17 protein-coding genes and 1 pseudogene are annotated in these 18,092 nt (G+C 50.0%); 15 read left to right on the top strand and 3 right to left on the bottom strand.

What is annotated here, in order from left to right; genetic code table 11:
* Positions 1-27: 27 nt before the first annotated feature.
* The 11 genes and pseudogenes from NST08_RS29035 (at position 28) to NST08_RS28985 (ending at position 11,413) form a co-directional block, all read left to right on the top strand.
* A complete protein-coding gene (locus NST08_RS29035; RefSeq protein ID WP_210094145.1) occupies positions 28-480 on the top strand; it encodes a MerR family transcriptional regulator in 453 nt (150 codons plus the stop codon).
* Between the two features lie 212 nt (positions 481-692).
* Positions 693-1,568: a DUF4261 domain-containing protein gene (locus tag NST08_RS29030; protein WP_040738332.1), complete on the top strand. Its 876-nt coding sequence runs from the start codon at positions 693-695 to the stop codon at positions 1,566-1,568.
* A 221-nt stretch (positions 1,569-1,789) separates the two neighbouring features.
* Positions 1,790-2,868, top strand: a pseudogene (locus NST08_RS29025) (ankyrin repeat domain-containing protein).
* Between the two features lies 1 nt (position 2,869).
* Entirely contained in the window at positions 2,870-3,505 is a 636-nt protein-coding gene (locus tag NST08_RS29020; RefSeq protein ID WP_007129130.1) for a hypothetical protein, read from the top strand.
* A gap of 337 nt (positions 3,506-3,842) precedes the next feature.
* Positions 3,843-5,516: a DUF6138 family protein gene (locus NST08_RS29015; RefSeq protein WP_213616477.1), complete on the top strand. Its 1,674-nt coding sequence runs from the start codon at positions 3,843-3,845 to the stop codon at positions 5,514-5,516.
* An 89-nt stretch (positions 5,517-5,605) separates the two neighbouring features.
* Positions 5,606-6,184, top strand: a complete 579-nt coding sequence (locus tag NST08_RS29010; RefSeq protein ID WP_007129128.1) for a TMEM175 family protein — start codon at positions 5,606-5,608, stop codon at positions 6,182-6,184.
* Positions 6,185-6,687: 503 nt separating this feature from the next.
* Positions 6,688-7,128, top strand: a complete 441-nt coding sequence (locus tag NST08_RS29005; protein WP_341342588.1) for an SRPBCC family protein — start codon at positions 6,688-6,690, stop codon at positions 7,126-7,128.
* 153 nt (positions 7,129-7,281) lie between these two features.
* Positions 7,282-7,953, top strand: a complete 672-nt coding sequence (locus NST08_RS29000; protein ID WP_341342587.1) for a response regulator transcription factor — start codon at positions 7,282-7,284, stop codon at positions 7,951-7,953.
* The gene (locus NST08_RS28995; protein ID WP_341342586.1) at positions 7,941-9,047 is read left to right on the top strand and encodes a HAMP domain-containing sensor histidine kinase; all 1,107 of its coding nucleotides are present in this window, start codon (positions 7,941-7,943) and stop codon (positions 9,045-9,047) included. Before NST08_RS29000 ends, NST08_RS28995 begins: the two co-directional genes overlap by 13 nt.
* A 50-nt stretch (positions 9,048-9,097) precedes the next feature.
* Positions 9,098-10,573, top strand: a complete 1,476-nt coding sequence (locus NST08_RS28990; RefSeq protein ID WP_210094141.1) for a serine hydrolase domain-containing protein — start codon at positions 9,098-9,100, stop codon at positions 10,571-10,573.
* 294 nt (positions 10,574-10,867) lie between these two features.
* Positions 10,868-11,413, top strand: a complete 546-nt coding sequence (locus NST08_RS28985; protein ID WP_251535870.1) for a 50S ribosomal protein L25 — start codon at positions 10,868-10,870, stop codon at positions 11,411-11,413.
* Between the two features lie 167 nt (positions 11,414-11,580).
* Here NST08_RS28985 and NST08_RS28980 read toward each other — a convergent pair whose 3' ends face one another.
* The 3 genes from NST08_RS28980 to NST08_RS28970 are packed head-to-tail and all read right to left on the bottom strand — an operon-like array spanning position 11,581 to position 13,555.
* Entirely contained in the window at positions 11,581-11,946 is a 366-nt protein-coding gene (locus NST08_RS28980) for a hypothetical protein (RefSeq protein ID WP_251535869.1), read from the bottom strand.
* On the bottom strand, positions 11,940-12,848 hold the full coding sequence (locus NST08_RS28975) for a pyridoxamine 5'-phosphate oxidase family protein (RefSeq protein ID WP_251535868.1): 909 nt from the start codon (positions 12,846-12,848) through the stop codon (positions 11,940-11,942). The genes NST08_RS28980 and NST08_RS28975 overlap by 7 nt, the downstream gene beginning before the upstream one ends.
* Positions 12,849-12,853: 5 nt before the next feature.
* On the bottom strand, positions 12,854-13,555 hold the full coding sequence (locus NST08_RS28970) for a DJ-1/PfpI family protein (RefSeq protein ID WP_341342585.1): 702 nt from the start codon (positions 13,553-13,555) through the stop codon (positions 12,854-12,856).
* Positions 13,556-13,681: 126 nt separating this feature from the next.
* Here NST08_RS28970 and NST08_RS28965 point away from each other — a divergent pair, with 126 nt between their 5' ends.
* From NST08_RS28965 to NST08_RS28950, 4 genes are all read left to right on the top strand, one after another.
* Complete coding sequence (locus NST08_RS28965) at positions 13,682-14,617, top strand: LysR family transcriptional regulator (RefSeq protein WP_341342584.1); 936 nt, start codon at positions 13,682-13,684, stop codon at positions 14,615-14,617.
* A 303-nt stretch (positions 14,618-14,920) separates the two neighbouring features.
* Positions 14,921-16,072 (top strand): GntR family transcriptional regulator, encoded by a 1,152-nt coding sequence (locus tag NST08_RS28960; protein WP_028405856.1) that lies wholly within the window; start codon positions 14,921-14,923, stop codon positions 16,070-16,072.
* A 40-nt stretch (positions 16,073-16,112) separates the two neighbouring features.
* The gene (locus NST08_RS28955; protein WP_210094139.1) at positions 16,113-16,931 is read left to right on the top strand and encodes an MBL fold metallo-hydrolase; all 819 of its coding nucleotides are present in this window, start codon (positions 16,113-16,115) and stop codon (positions 16,929-16,931) included.
* 41 nt (positions 16,932-16,972) lie between these two features.
* Positions 16,973-18,088 carry an extracellular solute-binding protein gene (locus NST08_RS28950; RefSeq protein WP_028405854.1) on the top strand — a complete coding sequence of 372 codons (1,116 nt, stop codon included), beginning with the start codon at positions 16,973-16,975 and terminating at the stop codon, positions 18,086-18,088.
* Positions 18,089-18,092 lie beyond the last annotated feature (4 nt).

The following is an 18,092-nucleotide window of genomic DNA, read 5'->3' as shown; positions in this document are numbered from 1 at the left end:
CAAATTATTTTTCAGGAGGATTTCACAATGCATACGGTCAAAGAAGCTGCCCAGATAACGGGACTCACAGAGCATGCCGTGCGCTTTTACACGGATAAAGGCCTGGTGCCAAGCGTACAGCGCAATGAGAATAATATCCGGATGTTCGACGAAGAATCGATCAACTGGCTGTTTGGCGTCAAATGCCTCAAGCAATCCGGGATGCCGATTGAAGTCATTAAAAAGTACGTCGATTTATGTCTCGAAGGGGATTCAACCATTCCGCAACGCTACACACTCATGATGGAGCATAAAGAAGCGGCGCTCGCTAAGCTCGAGGAAGCCAAACGGCATGTTGCCCATTTGGAGGAAAAAACAACCCTGTATCAGGCCATTCTAGAGAACCGCTCTCCAGACACGACCAATCCCGGGAACTGGGACAGAATTCTGCACATGCATAGTGACGTGTTTTACTCGCCCTCTGTTCGTTATCCCCGTTAAACTGAACCGTACAACAAGTGACGGAGAAAAATTTATGTCCGATATAAGCTGCTTTGATAGGCATAAGGCGGAGATGGGCGTTCCGATTCAGGAAAGGCTGAGCGCCCCATAAATCCGACTTTGGAATCATTTTCCTGGGCGGACTTGCCGGAACCGTGTGGCAATCTCTATAGTAGAGGGGAACGACATACGAACGGAGTGGTAGGGGAAAAATGGAGAGCGAACGCGTGCTTCAGCAAAATTTAGACGAAAAAAGCGAGTTTCAGCGGTTGTTTCAAATGTACCTGCTGTTTGAGGAGGAAGCGGAACGGCCGAATGCCGAGGCCATCCGGATTGCGATAGAAACCCAATGCGGAAAAACGGATATCGTGTCGGGATCCGACGCGTTATCGTCGTTTGCCGTAGAGGCGTATAAAGTAGCCTACCGGGATGGGGAAATGCCGGCTCAGGTAATGATGGCAGACGTTACGCCTTTTCAACCAGAGTCGATTACCGACATGGAGCGCACCCAGTTTTGGACAATGCCGGATGGGGAGGACGTTCTGGAACAGTGCCGTTATAAGCTGCTGATCAGCGACTTCATGGCGGCGGGGCTGGACTATAAATCGCGCAGCGCCTTGTTGGCGGATTGGCTGGAGGCTGCCGTAAGCCTGTTCCCGACCTGCAAAGCGATCTGGATTCCATCGAGCGGGAAGCTGCTGCATCCGTCCGAAATTGCGGATAATCCGTACGAAGGAGCCGCGAGGTTCTTGCAGTTCGGCATGAATATCCGCTATTTTACCATTCATGGCACCGAAGACAGCTTGGTCGATTCGCTCGGCCTCTTTGCGCTTGGACTTCCGGATGTCCAGTATCACTTTCATACCTTGGATCCAAACGACGTGTCACGGCATGCATTCAGTGTTGCAGCCTATTTGTTTGAAGCGGACGTGCCGGTGAACGACGGCGAGACGATCGCCGGCTTGCTGAACGGGGAGATGGCACCGGAGGTGCATTGGCCTTGCAGGTTCGAAATGTCGCTGATCCAGCCTGCCAGAGAAGTGATGGACGTCTGTCCAGGCGAATATGCGGCAGGAGAACGAGAATAAATTAGGCTGACGTATGACCGAGGCCTCGCGCCTGGAGTCGCGGGAGGGGCCCCGATCGAGCCGGCTGAGTATCAATTTTATACTAAACATGCCTGCAGTGTGATACGGCACGAAAATGAGCTGGCGGTACGTTTCCGCTGGCTTTTTTAATACTTTTATTTCCCGGACATGGCAACCGCCTTGGCTAGGTTAAGTTAACGGACAGATAGGAGTGGTATTGGATGATCGTTCTAAAAGATATCGGGAGGTTCGAGGAGCTGCCTGAAATTGCGATGCATATATACCAAGGGAATATTCCCGCGTTAGAAGCTGCAATTGCCGCAGGCTGGGATATTGAAGATGGCATCGTACTCAGCAAGCGCACCAAGCTAAGTCCGTTGGATCTGGCGCTTGTAACGCAGAGAATGGATGTTGTAAAGCTGCTGGTCGAGCACGGCGTCAACCTGAACGTCCATCATAATCCGGCTTTTTTGCGGGCTGTTCGCTATTGCAGGGAGGACATCGTCCGCTATATTGCAGCGCAAGGCGCCGAGATGGACAAGCTCAATAAAATCGGGTCAGGCGCCTATTCAGAGGCCTACAATGGCAACAAAAAAACATTCCGCTTATTCATGAGCTCGGATTAGATATCAAGCTGCATGGCGGTGACGTAATGCGTCAAGCCGCCTCGGACCATGACATGAAGACACTCAAGTATCTGCTCGATCAAGGGGTAGACATCAACTATAATAAACCAGATATGGTCTATCCTTATCAAGCGACTCCGTTAACCGTTGCGACGCGGATTGGGAATATGGCCATGGTCAAGTTTTTGATTGAACACGGCGCGGACGTTACGTTAGCGGAAAAGAACGGCGAGCGGCCTTATACGATTGCAGTCAGTAATAAGAATACCGTCTTGGCCGATTATTTGAAATCGCTGGAGCCGGATGAGATGCATGATATGGAAAACAAAAAATATGAGTTAAAGAAATATAAGCTAACGGATGAACTGGTCAGCTTCCTTACGGGAGACAAGCTGCGCCTTGAGCTCGCGCAAAACGAGTATGAAATCGGGCATATCGACTTTTTCACATTGACCGATACGATTGAGATGAAAGTTGGCAAGCAAAAGCTGCTGCGTCTATCAGCCGATATCGACAATTACTCCGATCTGCAGCTCGTTTGGAATCCGAAGAAAAAAGGGCTGATCGGCTGCTACGACGAGGAACATCAGACTTATGCGGATTTATGCAGCTTTACAGAGTTCCTCGCGTCGCCTGAAATGCACCTCATGAAGTTTCTTGAGGGAGAGGCGTAAAATGGAGAACCACACAAATTATTTAGTTGAGAAAACAGACTGTATTCTTTATTATGCGGAACCAAGTCTATCGAACGAACAGGGTACAGGCTGGATCGGCGGGAATGCACCGGACTTCTTTGATGATCAAGCAGACCTTATCCACGAAGGTAATCAAAAATATTATTTTTACATGTGCCTCGTCCATCCCTTTAAACCGGAGAGCATGATTTCGATCTTCATCCCAGAGGACTATGAGGAATATTTGGACAATAATGTTTATCCGAAGTGCTCGATAAAGGTGGTCGAGCATCCAATTTCAAAGGAAAGCGTTAAAGAGACGTTCACGAATCCAGGTCTCTTAAAACATGCAATTTCCGCCGGGGATATAAGCAATGACGAGAAATCCATGGATCAGTCTTTTTTGATCAAGCTAGGCGGGAATCCGAGACTTATCCAAAATAACGACTACTATTTCACGAAGCTGAAGGAGGAGTCATACTCTTTTTTATTTCAGGTAGATGAAGATGGTTACCCCGATATGCTTCTTCGAGACGACTACAGTTATCCTTTTGGTTTTGGATCTCTGTATATTTTTGCGAAGATTGGGGCGGAGGGGATACAACATCCAATAGCAGGTTTTTGGCAATTCTCATGATTTGTGGAGGGGTCGCAAAGCAATGGATCGGATCCTGGAGGATTGCTGGAAACGAAGTACGGATAAAACCCCGATGGTAAGCAAAATGGCAATCTTGTCAAAAGAACCGACCACTGACATGCGTTGCATGCGGAGGACGGTCTTTTTGTTATCCGATTTCTTGATGAATTAGTCGAATCATCAGTAACTGCAGTCATTCCTGAGTCTCGTTAGCGAGTGAATGAGCCCGGAAGGACTGAAGAAAGTGCAATATATCGGATGGAGCGGCCGTAAGTTTTTTATTTTCATAGTATGATAATGTTGAGAAAAGATGGGACAAGCGGAAAGGTGGAACACAATGAACGAGCTGCAGAAGGAAGCGCTGGAAGAGATGGAAACGGCCATTCATACATGGTTTGACGAGCAGGAGAATCGAAAGAACGCAGAGGAAGTGGTCTTGCGCACCACGCTGCAAGTAGGCATCTTTAACTCTGTCATGCTGGATTATCGGCCGGGGAGGACAAGCGTTGACAGCTTGAAACCTTTGGGGAGCGCGGCAGGCAATAAGTCGATGAGAGTTTCGCCCTTTACACGAGAGCAGATATTGCATGAGGTTCAGCCACTGCTCGTGAATATCGTACGGGAGAGGCTGAACAAGGTGGAAACGTCGCCGCTGATCGATTACCGGTTTACCTTTCAAGGAACCTTCGCGACAGCAGACGGGCTTGTCGAATTAACGGTGCTGGAAACCGAATATGAAGCGAAAAAGCAGCAGCTTCTGGAGCGAATTCATTCCTATATCGAGAAGAAACTCGAGAAGGGCACTTATCCGACAAAGCCGCTGGAAACCTTCTTTTTGGCGCGTCATCTGCTGGATCCGCATTTGTTCCCTGAACCGGAGGCCGCAAAGACAATCGCTTTATTTGACCGGATCCAAGAATTGAATAAAGGCCGGGTTGAGGCGCTTGCGGAGCATCGAAGAGATATTATTATGGCCTTGACCAGCTGGGCCGAGGATATATTCCTGCCACGCTACTATGACGTTACCCGTTCCGAATACAGGGCCAATGAGTATGTGATCAAGCCGGATGCCGTTCTTGAGAATAAGGATGAGCCGAACCAGCCTATTGACCTTCTGTTGTACGGCGGAGTAATGATTATTCGGTATGAGCCAAACTATAGCAAGATTAGAGGGCAGACTTTTCTGGAGCTGGCGGAGCAGCTTGGCAGCGGCAAAGCCTCACGTATGCTGAAACAGGGCAGCGATAGCTTCTCGCACGACGAAGTCAATATGCGCCATGAGTTGGTCGAATGCAAGGCGAACGATGTTTTTTCCCTTTTCACCATCGTTATTCGCAAGGAAGAAGCCGGGGCGTATGAGCGGGCGATATCGTTTATTCTCTCGCTGCTCCGAAAGGACTTCCCGAAAAGCTACAAAATCAAGCTAAAATCCAGCGTGAGAGAGTATTTGCCCATCAAGGGGCTGGCCAAATCGGATACGCACCGTTTTTTTGCGAATGCTCTGGCTTATTCCGAGCTGCATCCGTTATTAGAGGAGTACGCTCGTGAGGCGATGGTAGAATTCGAGTGGTATGAAGATGCGGAGGATGAAAAAAGCGTCATGCCGGGCAGTTATGCCGTGTTTGGGCTGGGGCTTTCCTCTGAGCGGTATTTTCCGCTTGTTGAAGCTTATATGGACCTTGTAGATGATGAGCATCAGCTGATGCATGACAAGTTTACAGCCGTTTTCGCCGAAACCTATGGCATTACGGAACGCTCGACGCCGACCTTGATCGCCAGTCTGCTGCGCTCCCACGATTCGTTGAAGCTGAAGATTCAGCCGGAGCTGGAGAACGAAGACAAGCTGACGCTGTTCGTGCAGCAAATAGAGACGCTGTCGGACGACGAGGCCGAGCGGGTACTGTATCCGATCTGGGGCAAGCCGGAGAAGCTGACTGCATTGGCTCGCAAGGCGCAGGGACCGCGCAAGGAGCTGCTGCTTCGTCTGCTAAAAGCGGCGGGCATAGACTGATGGCTCGGTGAAGTGACGATCTTAATAAGCAAATGGTGAGGAGAAGGTTAAGGGTCATTACTTGAAGCGAGGGGAATAGGTGAGACGCATTGAAAGCAAATCGGATGGAAGCATTCAGCGATGGGGTTCTGGCCATTATTATTACGATCATGGTGCTGGAATTCAAAGTGCCGGAAGGCCATGACTGGCATGCGCTAATCGCACTTGGCCCGAAAGTTGTTAGCTATATCTTCAGTTTCGTATATATCGGGATCTACTGGAACAATCATCATCATCTGCTGCATATGGTTCGAACCATGAACGGGAGATTGATGTGGCTCAACTTGCTGCTCCTCTTTTGGCTATCCCTTGTGCCGTTCACGACGGCGTGGATGGGGGAAAGCCATTTTGCACCTACTCCAACGGCGCTGTACGGTATTATTCTGCTCCTGGCGGCGTTCTCGTATTGGCTGCTTCAGCGCATGATCATGAACCAGCATTCCGGTGATTCCTCATTCGTTGCAGCGATGGGGAAGGACTGGAAGGGGAAACTATCACCGTTACTCTACTTGACTGCGGCCTTGACCGCTTACGTGAGTGTCTGGATATCCGGGTTCTTTTTCGTACTTGTTGCCGTGGTTTGGTTCATGCCGGATAAGCGAATCGAGCATGTCCTGAGAAGCCGCTAAGAATGGTTCTTCGTTTCATGCATGCCTGGGTTGAGGGTTTAATATGGTGGGAATGAATGGGGTATGTGGTGACTACATACTCCATTCATTTCTAATAGCACGCATATACGATTGACAGTCAGTTCCCCAAGGTATTGATAATGAAAAATGTTAGTTATCTTTAACTAACGAAAGGAGGATCCCAACAGTTCGGCTACCCTGCTCTATTTGCATCATGCGCGGTTTCCGGGTTCATTGCTTTACTGGTCTTCATGGGTTTTGTAAGACGAACCTTATTACACAGTAAGGAGGAACATGTCGGCAATATTCATGCATCAAGCTGAGCATATTTTTTTGAAGTGGGTGTTAGTTATAAATAACTAACAATTTGCTGTCACGATTGCACTTGAACCTTACGCAACGTAATGATTTACATTAGAGTTACCGGTACATAGCTAGCGCAAATGAGTGGAGATGGTTCATGAAGAGACATTGGGCAAGGAAATAGAAGGGGAGGTAGGAACATGATTATAGGAGAAAATGAGCTTATTGCTTCGCGCGAGTATGATGTCCCGCAGGAACTTGTGTTTCGGGCATGGACAACCCCTGATTTATTAGCAAAGTGGTGGGGACCGAAAGGCTTCAAAAATACGTTTCACGAGTGCGATATGCGGCCGGGAGGTACGTGGAAGTTCACCATGCACGGACCGGATGGCGTGGATTATCCTAACCATAATGTCTTTGTTGAGTTTGTGCCGACAGAGCGGGTCGTGATTGATCACCTCAACGTTCACGAATTTCGGGTAACGGGTACCTTCGAAGACTTGGATGGCCGAACCAGGGTCACCTTCCGTCAACGTTTCAAGAAAAAAGAGGAGTTTGAAAAAGCGAAGCCCATCTGCATAGAAGCTAATGAACAGCAGCTTGATCGGTTGGGCAAGGTGCTGGCGGAAATGGCCGACTAGCTTTTTAGATTGAGATATACGTATACCCGAGAAGACTGCAGCTTAAGTCATGACTTTAGAATTGTCGCCGTTCACGATCCCTGTCGGGACTCGGACGGCGATTTTTGTTATGCTGGATCCAGAGAAATGGATAGGGGAGGCGGGGAGGGCAGGATGAAAAAGATACTGATCGTAGATGATGAAGCCGATCTTCGCAAACTGCTCACGGATTACTTTGAAATAAACGGGTATTTTGTGATGACGGCGAAGGATGGCAGCGAGGCGCTGCGGCAACTAGAGTATCAACCGGATCTTGTGCTGCTGGATATCAATATGCCGGAGCTTGACGGTCTGGAATTATGCAGGAGAATCCGGCATTTTGTGTCCTGTCCGATTCTGTTTCTAACCGCCCGCGACGAGGATGCGGATAAAATATCGGGATTTCAGGCCGGAGGGGATGACTATATAGCCAAGCCGTTCAGTATTCATGAGCTGGGTGCCAGGGTAGAGGCACATTTGCGCAGGGAGATGCGAAGCCAAACGAAAACGTCCGTACGATTTAGCGAAGATTTGGCCATTGATTATTCGGCTCGCGCGCTTTACATCCACGATGTACGAATTCCCTTGGCCAAAAAAGAGTTCGATATTATAGAGCTATTGTCCATGCATCCCGGAATGGTGTTCGACAAAGAGCGTATTTTTGAAAAAGTGTGGGGACTGGACGGCGAAGGCGACAGCGCCGTAATAGCGGAGCATATCCGGCGAATTCGTGTCAAATTGAAAGAGCATGGCTGCGCCGACAGGATTGAAACGGTATGGGGAGTGGGTTACAAATGGCGAAAATGATAAACTGGCTGAGCCTGAAGCGGTTCACCTTGCTGCAATCGTTCATCCTATTATGCTGCCTTACGCTCATCGCCGTTCTAGTCGTCATCACATTGGAGTTTAGATGGGCGGAAAGCATACGGTTGCGGTTTGCCGGCTATTCTTCCGTGAACAACTGGTTGCTGCCTTCCCTCGTTGCGGTTGTCCTGTTAACGGTTGCCGTCGGCATCGTCCTGATGGGCAGCTTGTTTTATCGGTGGAAACTGAAACAACCGCTTGAAATCTTGATGCAGGCATCGGAGAAAATTTCGGCGAACGATTTGGGGTTTCATATTTCTTACGACAGCCGGGATGAGATGGGGGAATTATGCCGTGTATTTGAGAACATGCGCGGTCAGTTGGAGAAGAACCACCAAACGCTTTGGCGATCGGCCGAAGAGCGAAGACAACTTAACGCTATTTTTGCCCATGATCTGAGAACACCTCTGTCCGTTCTAAAAGGATACTCTGAGTTTCTGACCGCTTACTTGCCGGAGCGCAAAATATCCGAGGAGAAACTATTGGACACGATTCAAACGATGCAGGCGCATATCGTCCGTCTTGAAAGCTTCACGGAGGCGATGAATTCCATTCAGAAGCTGGAGGATATGCCGGTACAGAGCCGCAGGATTGAAACGGATGAGCTCATCTCCTTGCTGAATGACAGCGCACGCCAAATTACCGGACGGAATGGTAAGACTTTCGGTTCATCCATTGCCGAGGAAGCGAACGAAATAACGGTCGATGTCCATTTGACGATGCAGGTTTTTGAGAATTTGATCGTAAATGCAGCGCGTTATGCCTCTAGTCACGTAAGCGTTCATTATAACGTCGGCAAGGACCACTTTTCTATAACCGTCGCGGATGACGGCGCAGGTTTTTCCGAGGTGACGCTCCGCAAGGCCGTGCTTCCTTTTTATCGCGGAGAGGTATGGGATGCGAATGAACATCACGGACTGGGGCTTTACATTTGCAAAGTTCTTTGCGAAAAGCATGAGGGGAGTCTGCAGGTAGCCAACGGCCTCCATGGCGGTGGGAGCGTAACGGCAAGTTTTTGGTACGGAGTTGATAAATAGTTGAAAAAGATCGATTAGCATTTCCTTAACATGAAATAAGGAGTGCTGGTATGAGAACCGTAGAGAAGAAAATGTGGCTAGTCTTGAGTTGTTTCCTGCTATTGATGGGCATCCTGGCCAGACCCGCTTCCGCCGTTGAAGCTCGAAGCAAAACAGAAGTCCAACAGGAGATCGATGAATACGTTAAAAAAACAATGAGCGCCAATCATATTCAGGGTGCGGCCCTTGCCATCGTTCATAACGATGAGGTGTTCTATACGCAAGGGTACGGCGCTATTTCAGAGGGCCGTGATATAAACGGCGGCACCCCGTTTCCTATTGCTTCGTTAAGCAAATCTTTTACGGCACTGGCTGTCCTTCAGCTGGCGGACAAAGGATTAATCGAGCTTGATGCGCCGTACGTTTCTTATTTTCCCGACCTCGCACCTAAGGACGAGCGCGTTCGCGATATTACCGTTCGGGATTTGCTCAACCAGACAAGCGGACTTAATGACAAGGTGAATCCCGACATGACCCGTTCGTCCCCATATCAATCGCTGCAGCAGGTTAACGAGTCGTTGAACGCGGTTCAGCTAGCGAATGATCCTGGGGCAACCTATAGCTATCACAATCCGAACTATCAATATTTGGCTTTATTGGTCGAAACAATGAGCGGACAGAACTTCTCCGATTACTTGGAGGATCATATCTTTAAGCCTCTGGGAATGAGAGATACCTTTAATGTCAGCAACACACGGCAGATCAATGAGAACTCCGCCATTCCGCGGGGACATTATATATTGCTTGGCCATCCTGTAAGCCAGTCTGAACCCTCTTGGTTCGTTGACGGACCCGCCGGTATGATTTCGACTGCCGATGATATGGCCAAGTGGATGCTCGCCCAATATAATGGCAGGCTTCTTACGCCAGAGCTGATGGAGCAGTACCACACGGTCGGACAGAAGGGACCGTATGGAATGGGGTGGCTTGCGGATGAGGATGAGCAAGGGGGCCGGAGGATTTCCCATAGCGGAATTTTATGGACGTATAAGGCGGAAGAGACGATCGATTTGGATCAGCGGCTGGGCATTGCGATGATGTTTGACTCCGGTTTAAACGCCTTTGTCGATTATTCGGCTTTTGTTGACGGAATCGCAAAGATTATGAAGGGAGAAAAGGCCGAATCGCCGATTGTCAACAGCAAAAACATGGAGACGGTTATGATTCTCCTGGTGCTTGCGACGATTGCTTGGGGGATATATAGGCTCTATCGTATCCATCGAAGCAAAAAGGCCATGACAGCCGGGAAAATGATGGTTTCATTAGCAGGAGGACTGCTCCCAGTCTTGATTCTCTTATTTCTGTCGCCGTTAGCTACATTTATTGGAGCCGGGCGAGTATTGCCTTGGTATGGACTATGGACCGCCATGTCATCGCTGATCATATGGCTGGTTGTATTATCGCTTGTGAATATAACGGTTATGGTCTGCCGACTCAGATTGTATTACCAGGTAAAGAAGTTGAAGGGAATAACCACCTCACCTTAGGAGGCGATTCTGAGCCAGCGAAGGTGACTTTACCGGCAAACATTTGCTACAAAATTAACCCCTATACCAATATCCATCAAACTATGATATGGTAGATGAAACCCATAGGCATTCCACTCTTCGGAGTGGGGTGCCTTCGTCTGTATTTGCGGGTTTTTTACATTTAATGTATTGCGATCGATCGGATAGGATGGAGGTCTGGATGCTATGTTTCTCTATTGATCCCCGCTCAGGGGAGGTTCGACGGCTGCTATTTACAGCGCTAAGATCACTCATGTAAAGGAGAGGTAGAGCATGGCTGCATGCATTCATACAGAAAAACGTCCGCGATTAAATTCTTCGGGACTTCGTAATTTACGTCAGAAGGGGCGTTTGCCAGGGGTTGTGTTCGGTAAAAACGCCGCTAACGAAATCATTCATATATCCATGAAACAATTCGAAAAATGGTTAAAGAGAGGGGCATCTGGCTTTATTGAGCTTCAGATGGAAGGTGACCGATCCATGACGGTGCTGCTGGAGGATCTTCAGCGGAACCCGATAACCGGCGCCCTTATTCATGTTGACTTTCAGCTCGTCCAGACGGGCGAAATCATTCGTACGAAGCTCGGGGTGAAATTCGTAGGGACTCCGATCGGAACCAAGTCAGGCGGCGTTGTGCAAATCCAGGACCCTTATGTTGAAGTAGAGGCTTTCCCGAAAGACCTGCCAACCACCGTTGAGCTGGACATCAGTGCGATGGAAGTCGGAGATACACGCTTCGTGAAAGACCTGATCCTACCGCCTGAAGTGACGGTCATCTCCGGGGATAACGAGCTTCTCGTATCCGTATCGAAGCCTTAATGAGATAGAGGCTGTCTCTGTTTGAAGGGGCTCTAATAGCCAGGCATCCTATGTATTGGGCAGTTTATATGAAAAGAGTCCGGTAATAAATATACCGGGCTCTTTTTCATTTATATCCGCTAGCGATTTATAATGGTTGATAAAGCTCCTCGATTTCAGGCTCATTGTTAGAGAACGATCGGCAAGAAACCGTCTTTTACATATTGCCCGAAAGGAATATGCCCACCCGAACCCTCGTTACCGATCAACGGGATGCCAGCGTTCTCGATTTGCTCAGTCACCTCGAAAAATCCCGAGCAAGCTTGACAACCTCCTTTAATGATTCCGGATTTCATCACTTGCTTGAACAAAGCGTGAAATGGATGCTCCGGCTTGCCGAACTCATCGGGCCACTGCGTCCCTAACCCGTCAAATACGATTTCAACCTCGCAGCCTGCTTCGTAAAGCTCTTGCCCGTATAAAAGTCCATGCACCGCCTTGCCGACATCCTGTTGGTTCGCTTGAATCACAATCAGAAACTTATCCGCTACCATCGTTCTTCCTCCTTGTTTTCGATTACCCAAACTCGATTTGTACCTTGTTCGATATAAAGTACTTCGTCGATCTCGAACCGTACCAACCGCTCCGCACCTGGAAAGCGGGATATTTCGTTATCTTCCCATATGATTTCCGAGCGCCCCGTCAGTTGCAAGTAATGCCCGTTATCGAAATCGACGAATAATAAACCGGTACTTGGGTTGCAGTAGATGTTGCCTAACGTATTGAACATGGAATTGCCGTAATAATCGGGAAAAAGAAGCGTGCGTTCGTCAAGCGTCTTTACAAAACCCGGCGGCCCTCCCCGATGCGAAGCGTCGGCATTCCCCTCAGGGCCGATACTGCCGATGAAAAAAGTGTCCGCATTCCGAATCTGCGCCGATTGCACGGCATTGAGCTCCGAACTGCGCTCAGCTAATTTAGGAACTCTCCGGGAACCGGCTTCGAACAACGCGGTTCTTCTTTGAATGTATTTCGGACAATTGCCGTAAACTTGTTCGATATTGACAACTAGTCGATGATCACTGTCAACCATAGCCTGGCCGTTCATTCTTAATCTCGATTTCTTGTAGAGGTCGATCGCTAGCAATCCGAGATTCGAATGGCCCCCTAAGTGATGAATCAGGGGATCTCCTTCCACGGGAACGGCGTCGATCACCATGGTGACTTCGTCTAACAGCTCGATAAATCCCGGGTTGCCGGTTAACATCGAACACCAGACATTCCCGTTCTTGTCAATGGAAGAAGCAATGATCAGGGTCTGCTTCGATAAAAAAACCGCCGCTCCCTTAGGAAATCTGCTCTTGATCATTCTTCCGTTCTGCTCAGCGATCGCCTCGGCGCCTGCTAATCTTTGTACGGCCAATTCACCGGGATGGTACACATTGTCGCTGGACATGCTGCTTAACCACTGATTGCCGCGCGGCCCGGATCGATATCGTTCCGGTATCCGTCATATGCCTGGTGATATTCCATAATTCGCGCTACCTCCGAAATAAAGGTTTCGTCATAGCCCGCCCGGCGCAGCAGGTGAAACCCGAGTTCCATGCCGGAAGCGATGCCGCCGGCGGTGATCATCCGGCCGCTGTCCACGACCCGGGCGCGGCTGATCTTGCACGCTGGGGCGATTTCCGCGAGTCGGTCGATCGGCACTTTGCCGAGCGTTGATGCCTCCAGTCGGTCAGCTTCCTTCCGGCTCGTCGCGGCGATGCCATCGAGCAGTCCCATCTGACCGTACACCCAGGAACCGGTGCATACGCTCGTCAGCAGGCATGATTCCGGCAAAGAACGGATGTACCTGTGCAGTCGGCCGTTATGCATTTCCTGTCGGGTACCGAAGCCCCCTGGAATCAGGAACGCATCCATGTCAGGCTCGTCGTTGAAACTATAGTTGGGCAGTACGGTAAGGCCAGCTTGCGTCTGAATAGGATGCATTGCGTCTGCAACGAGAAATGCCTCAAGCTCGGGAGCCAGTCTGCGGGCAACAGAGAATACCCCGTACGGGGCGGCATAGTCCACGATTTCCGCATCCTTGAACACGTATATGCCAAGGCGGAAGCCCGGGATGATGTTCTTTTCCTTTTCCTTCTCCATCTCCATCTCCATCGTAACCCTCCTAAATTTTCATTGTTCCAGAACTAACTCCTATGCTATCATCGTATTACATATTCGAAAAGCGAAAATAAACGATACATGATATCGGATAATCCGATATCATAAGGAGGACAAAGCGTGCTGGAGAAGCTGGAAGGGCGGTTTCTGGTCACATTCCTAACCGTAGTGGGAGAGGGAAGCTTCAGCCGTGCGGCTGATAAGCTGGGGTACGTGCAGTCGACCGTCACCTCACAGATTCAAATGCTGGAGCAAATCTGTGGGAATAAACTGTTTCACCGGCTTTCCCGGGGCGTAAAACCGACGGACGCCGGAGAGAAGCTGGCCGTTTATGCCAGGCAATTTGTACAGCTTGGTCAAATGCTGGAGGAGGATTTAGGGAGTCTGGACCGACCGCGCGGGCCTGTCCGTGTGCGGGCGCTCGAATCGTTCTGCGTTACGCGGCTAAGCGGATTCTTGAATCCGTTTTTCGCCGAATACCCGGAAGTGACGCTTCTGCTCGAGACCGGATTCCAGGGAGATATTGTCGAACAGGTCGCCTCCCATGAGATTGATTTCGGTATCGTACCGAAAGACCCCGAGCGTGAAGACATTCTGTTCGAGCCACTCGTCGAAGAACATTTAGTGCTCGTTTGTTCGAATGAACTCGCCAGCCGGATCCGCTCCGAAGATTGGAGCGAATTAACCGGTGTTCAGGTGATCGGCTTTGGCAGTCGCTGTGTCTACCACAACGATGGTCTGCGCATATTGGCGGAGCTGGGACTGCCCGCTTCCGCACCACAAGCAGAGTTTCCAAGCACAGAGATGATCCGCTCTATGGTCGCATGCGGACTCGGCATTGCGTTTGTGCCGGAGATCACCATGGAGAAGGAGCTCGCCACAGGAACGGTTGTCAGTATTCCGCTGCCTAAGCCGGTCCGGATGAACCACGGACTGATCTGGCATAGGGACAGGGTGCTCGGCACACCTGCCAAAGTATTTCGAGAGAAGCTGCTGGAGTACATTACCAGCCCCCCTAATAAAACCTTGGAATTGTCCGATCGGAATCCAGTATGATTTTACCTCGGAAATATATTTATTTATGTTGATAAAGTATGAAAATAGAGAATGACCGACCTGGAATTGGGGTCGGTTTTTTCTTTTAGAGTCGCAATGCCGTATGTCTCAAATAATCGGTTGCTCGTATAGAGGGGATATCACTGATATACAATTCCTGATTTTGGAGCGTAAAATCCGGATTTAACATAGATTTTACAAGACATTTACATATATATCATTGAATATGTCAGTGACATTCTTTATGTTCAAATTAGATCCCTTGCGGATTCGAGTCGACTCAACGATTAGAGGGATAATGTGATGAAAGATATCCGTTTGACCAAACAGAACCAACTCTATCACCGGGTGGCCGATCAGGTCATCGAGATTATTCAAAGCCGCAGGCTGCGGCCGCATGATCCGGTTCCTTCGGAGGGCGAGCTTGCCAAGCTGTTTGGCGTCAGCCGGATGACGAGCAAGCTAGCGCTGCAGAAGCTGGCCGATCAGGGTCTGGTGTACCGTCTGCCCCGAAGAGGAACGTTCCTCGCCGAACCGCAAGACGGGCGGATTACGCAAGGAGGGTTCCCTCCCCAGGATCCCGAGGCGGCTCCGGCGGTCGAGAAGCGGAGCGGGCAGATCGCGCTTATCATGCCTCACCTGTCCGATTATACTGCCCGAATCATCGCCGCCGCCGAGGCCGAAGTGCGAAAGCACGGCTGCGACCTCATTTTAAAAATGACAAAGGATTGCGACGATGAGGAGCTTTGTCTGGAAAGGCTGGCCGAAGGAGGAATCACCGGCATTATTTTATTCCCTCAGGGGAGGAAGACCTGCAGCGATCAGGTTTTACGGTTAAAGCTGCAAAAGCTGCCGCTTGTCATCATCGACCGCATTTTCCATGAAGTAGAGATTGACTGCGTCTATCACGACCACTATATGGGCTCCTACCAAATGACCAAGTATTTGATCGGGAAGGGGCACCGGGAAATCGGCTATACGTCGAACGCGATCGATCATATCACAAGCAGGGAGGAGCGGTACCAAGGATATATCCAGGCGCTGCTCGACCATAAAATCCCGGTAAAATACCAGAACATTCACTTCAGAAGCGTGGCTTGCAATACCAGCCGCATTCATGAGCGAGATCCGGAACAGGAGCGGTTCATTCAGGACAACCCCCACATGACCGCCATCATGTGCGGTGATGACCACGTGGCCATTTCGACGATATATACCGCACTCCATATGGATATCCCGGTCCCTGACAAGCTGTCCATCGTCGGGTTCTCCGATATCCAGTTGGCGGCCTATATTCCGATTCCGCTCACGACGGTTCGACAAGATACCGAGAGGCTTGCCCGATCGGCCGTTGATTTGCTGATGAAGCGTGTTGGCAGCTCCAACGAGAATCCAATCACCATTAAAATTCAAACATCGATTGTAGAACGAAAATCCGTTCTGACCAGGACGTAACAAGGATCACTACAGTTTGCAAGGTAAGGAGAAATGACTTTTGAAAATACACTTTCTAGGAACCGCAGCCGCAGAGGGCTTTCCCAATGCATTTTGCCACTGCGAGTATTGTGCCAAAGCGCGGGAGCTAGGCGGCAAAAATATCCGCACGCGAACTTCCGCCATCATTGACGATGTCATCAAGTTTGACTATTCCCCGGATTCCTATATGCAGGCGCTGCGGGACAACATTGACCTTGGGGCCATCGAGCATCTGCTCGTCACCCATTCCCATTCGGACCATTATAATGCCGCTGATCTGGAATGCCGGAGGGAAGGAATTGCGCACGGCCTTCAGCATCCGATGCACATTTATGGCAATGGTACCGTGATGCATCATACGCGTGCCGCGATCGGCCGTTTTGAAGGACAAAGGTATGCGTTCCATCTGGTGCGTCCGTTTGAGACGTTCATGATGGGCGATGCGCGGGTAACGCCGTTGTTGGCGGATCATGACCGCATGGAAACCTGCCTGCTGTACGTGATTGAGAAGGATGGAAAAGCACTGCTGTACGGACATGATTCAGGGTGGTTTCCGGATGCGACGTGGGCGTGGTTAAAGGGCAAAAATCTGGATTGCGCCATCCTCGACTGCACGCACGGATATACGGGAAATTCCCGCGACCGCAATCATATGTGCGTGGAAACGGTGCTGGAGGCTCAGCGCGAGTTCCAGAAAGAAAGCATTCTAAAGCCCGAAGGCAAAATCGTCGTCACGCACTTTAGCCATAATTCCAAGCTGCTTCACGAGGATTTTGTCCGCATCTTCAATCCCGTCGGAATTGTGCCGGCATACGACGGGTTAATCATAAACATTTGAAACGAATAAGAAGAATGATTAAAAGGAGAGTTGGGATAATCATGAGAAAATGGACGATGGCAGCTTTGCTTCTCATTTTGTGTCTGGTCGTATCGGCTTGCGGCGGCAACAATGCCGGCAATGCAAACACGGGCGATTCGGGGGCCGCAGCGCCGGCCGGAACATCAGCTGGGACGGATTCTTCTTCCGAACCGGCCAAGAATGAGAAGCTGATCGTGTACACGAATGCAAACTCCGACGGCCGCGGCGAATGGTTAATCGAGCAAGCGAAGAGTGCGGGCTTTGACATCGAAATTGTCGGAGCGGGCGGCGCCGATTTGACGAACCGGCTGATCGCCGAGAAGAACAACCCGATCGCGGACGTTGTATACGGCTTGAACAATATGCTGTATGAGAATTTGAAGAAGGAAGACGTTCTGGCTAAGTTTGTTCCAAGCTGGGCCGGAGATGTTGAGCAGGGCCTGAATGATCCGGAAGGCTACTATCATGGTCTTGTGAAGCAAGCGATTCTGCTTGGGTACAACCCGAACGAATTCACGGCCGATACCGCCCCGAAGGACTGGACGGACCTTTATAAGAAGGACGCGTTCAAAGGGAAGTATGAAGCTCCGACGCTCCTTGGACAAAATACCCCTCGCCTTGTCGTAGCGGGGATTCTGACCAGATTCCAGGATCCAAATGGTGATCTCGGCATCTCGGAGGAAGGCTGGAACGAAATTCAGCAGCTCTATGATAACGGGGTTAACGCTGTCGAGGGCGAAGACTTCTATGCCAATTTGGCCAGCGGCAAAACACCGCTGGGAGCGCTGGTGTCCGGAACCCTGGAGCAGAAGGAAGAGCAGTATAAAGTGAAGGCAGGCATCGTCAGTCCGGAAATCGGCGTGCCGATGGTTGTAGAGCACGCTGCGATCGTGAACGGAACGAAGAAGCAGGCAACGGCGGAACGATTCGTGGAATGGATGGGCTCCGCAGAAGTCCAAGGACAATTCGCGGCACAGTTCAATGCGATGCCGGCCAATACGAAAGCGGCCGAGCAAGCCAACGCGTCCGTCAAGGAGCTGTATTCCACCTTAAAACCGCAGGAGCTGGATTGGGCCTTTATCGCCGAAAACATGGATCAGTGGGCGGAGAAAATCGAGCTGGAGATTATGCAATAAGAAG

Origin of the sequence: Paenibacillus sp. FSL K6-1566 (genome assembly GCF_038050475.1) — a bacterium.
In the GTDB taxonomy this organism is placed as follows: domain Bacteria; phylum Bacillota; class Bacilli; order Paenibacillales; family Paenibacillaceae; genus Paenibacillus_AQ; species Paenibacillus_AQ lactis.
This window is presented reverse-complemented; position numbering and strand designations above follow the sequence as displayed.

Bases quoted from the DNA above. Each gene is read 5' to 3' on its own strand.
- NST08_RS28980 (WP_251535869.1), bottom strand. From the start codon at position 11,946: ATGGTAGCGGATAAGTTTCTGATTGTGATTCAAGCGAACCAACAGGAT.
- NST08_RS29035 (WP_210094145.1), top strand. From the start codon at position 28: ATGCATACGGTCAAAGAAGCTGCCCAGATAACGGGACTCACAGAGCAT.
- NST08_RS28985 (WP_251535870.1), top strand. From the start codon at position 10,868: ATGGCTGCATGCATTCATACAGAAAAACGTCCGCGATTAAATTCTTCG.
- NST08_RS29015 (WP_213616477.1), top strand. From the start codon at position 3,843: ATGAACGAGCTGCAGAAGGAAGCGCTGGAAGAGATGGAAACGGCCATT.
- NST08_RS28950 (WP_028405854.1), top strand. From the start codon at position 16,973: ATGAGAAAATGGACGATGGCAGCTTTGCTTCTCATTTTGTGTCTGGTC.
- NST08_RS29005 (WP_341342588.1), top strand. From the start codon at position 6,688: ATGATTATAGGAGAAAATGAGCTTATTGCTTCGCGCGAGTATGATGTC.
- NST08_RS28970 (WP_341342585.1), bottom strand. From the start codon at position 13,555: ATGGAGATGGAGATGGAGAAGGAAAAGGAAAAGAACATCATCCCGGGC.
- NST08_RS29000 (WP_341342587.1), top strand. From the start codon at position 7,282: ATGAAAAAGATACTGATCGTAGATGATGAAGCCGATCTTCGCAAACTG.
- NST08_RS28995 (WP_341342586.1), top strand. From the start codon at position 7,941: ATGGCGAAAATGATAAACTGGCTGAGCCTGAAGCGGTTCACCTTGCTG.
- NST08_RS28960 (WP_028405856.1), top strand. From the start codon at position 14,921: ATGAAAGATATCCGTTTGACCAAACAGAACCAACTCTATCACCGGGTG.
- NST08_RS28990 (WP_210094141.1), top strand. From the start codon at position 9,098: ATGAGAACCGTAGAGAAGAAAATGTGGCTAGTCTTGAGTTGTTTCCTG.
- NST08_RS28975 (WP_251535868.1), bottom strand. From the start codon at position 12,848: ATGTCCAGCGACAATGTGTACCATCCCGGTGAATTGGCCGTACAAAGA.
- NST08_RS29030 (WP_040738332.1), top strand. From the start codon at position 693: ATGGAGAGCGAACGCGTGCTTCAGCAAAATTTAGACGAAAAAAGCGAG.
- NST08_RS29020 (WP_007129130.1), top strand. From the start codon at position 2,870: ATGGAGAACCACACAAATTATTTAGTTGAGAAAACAGACTGTATTCTT.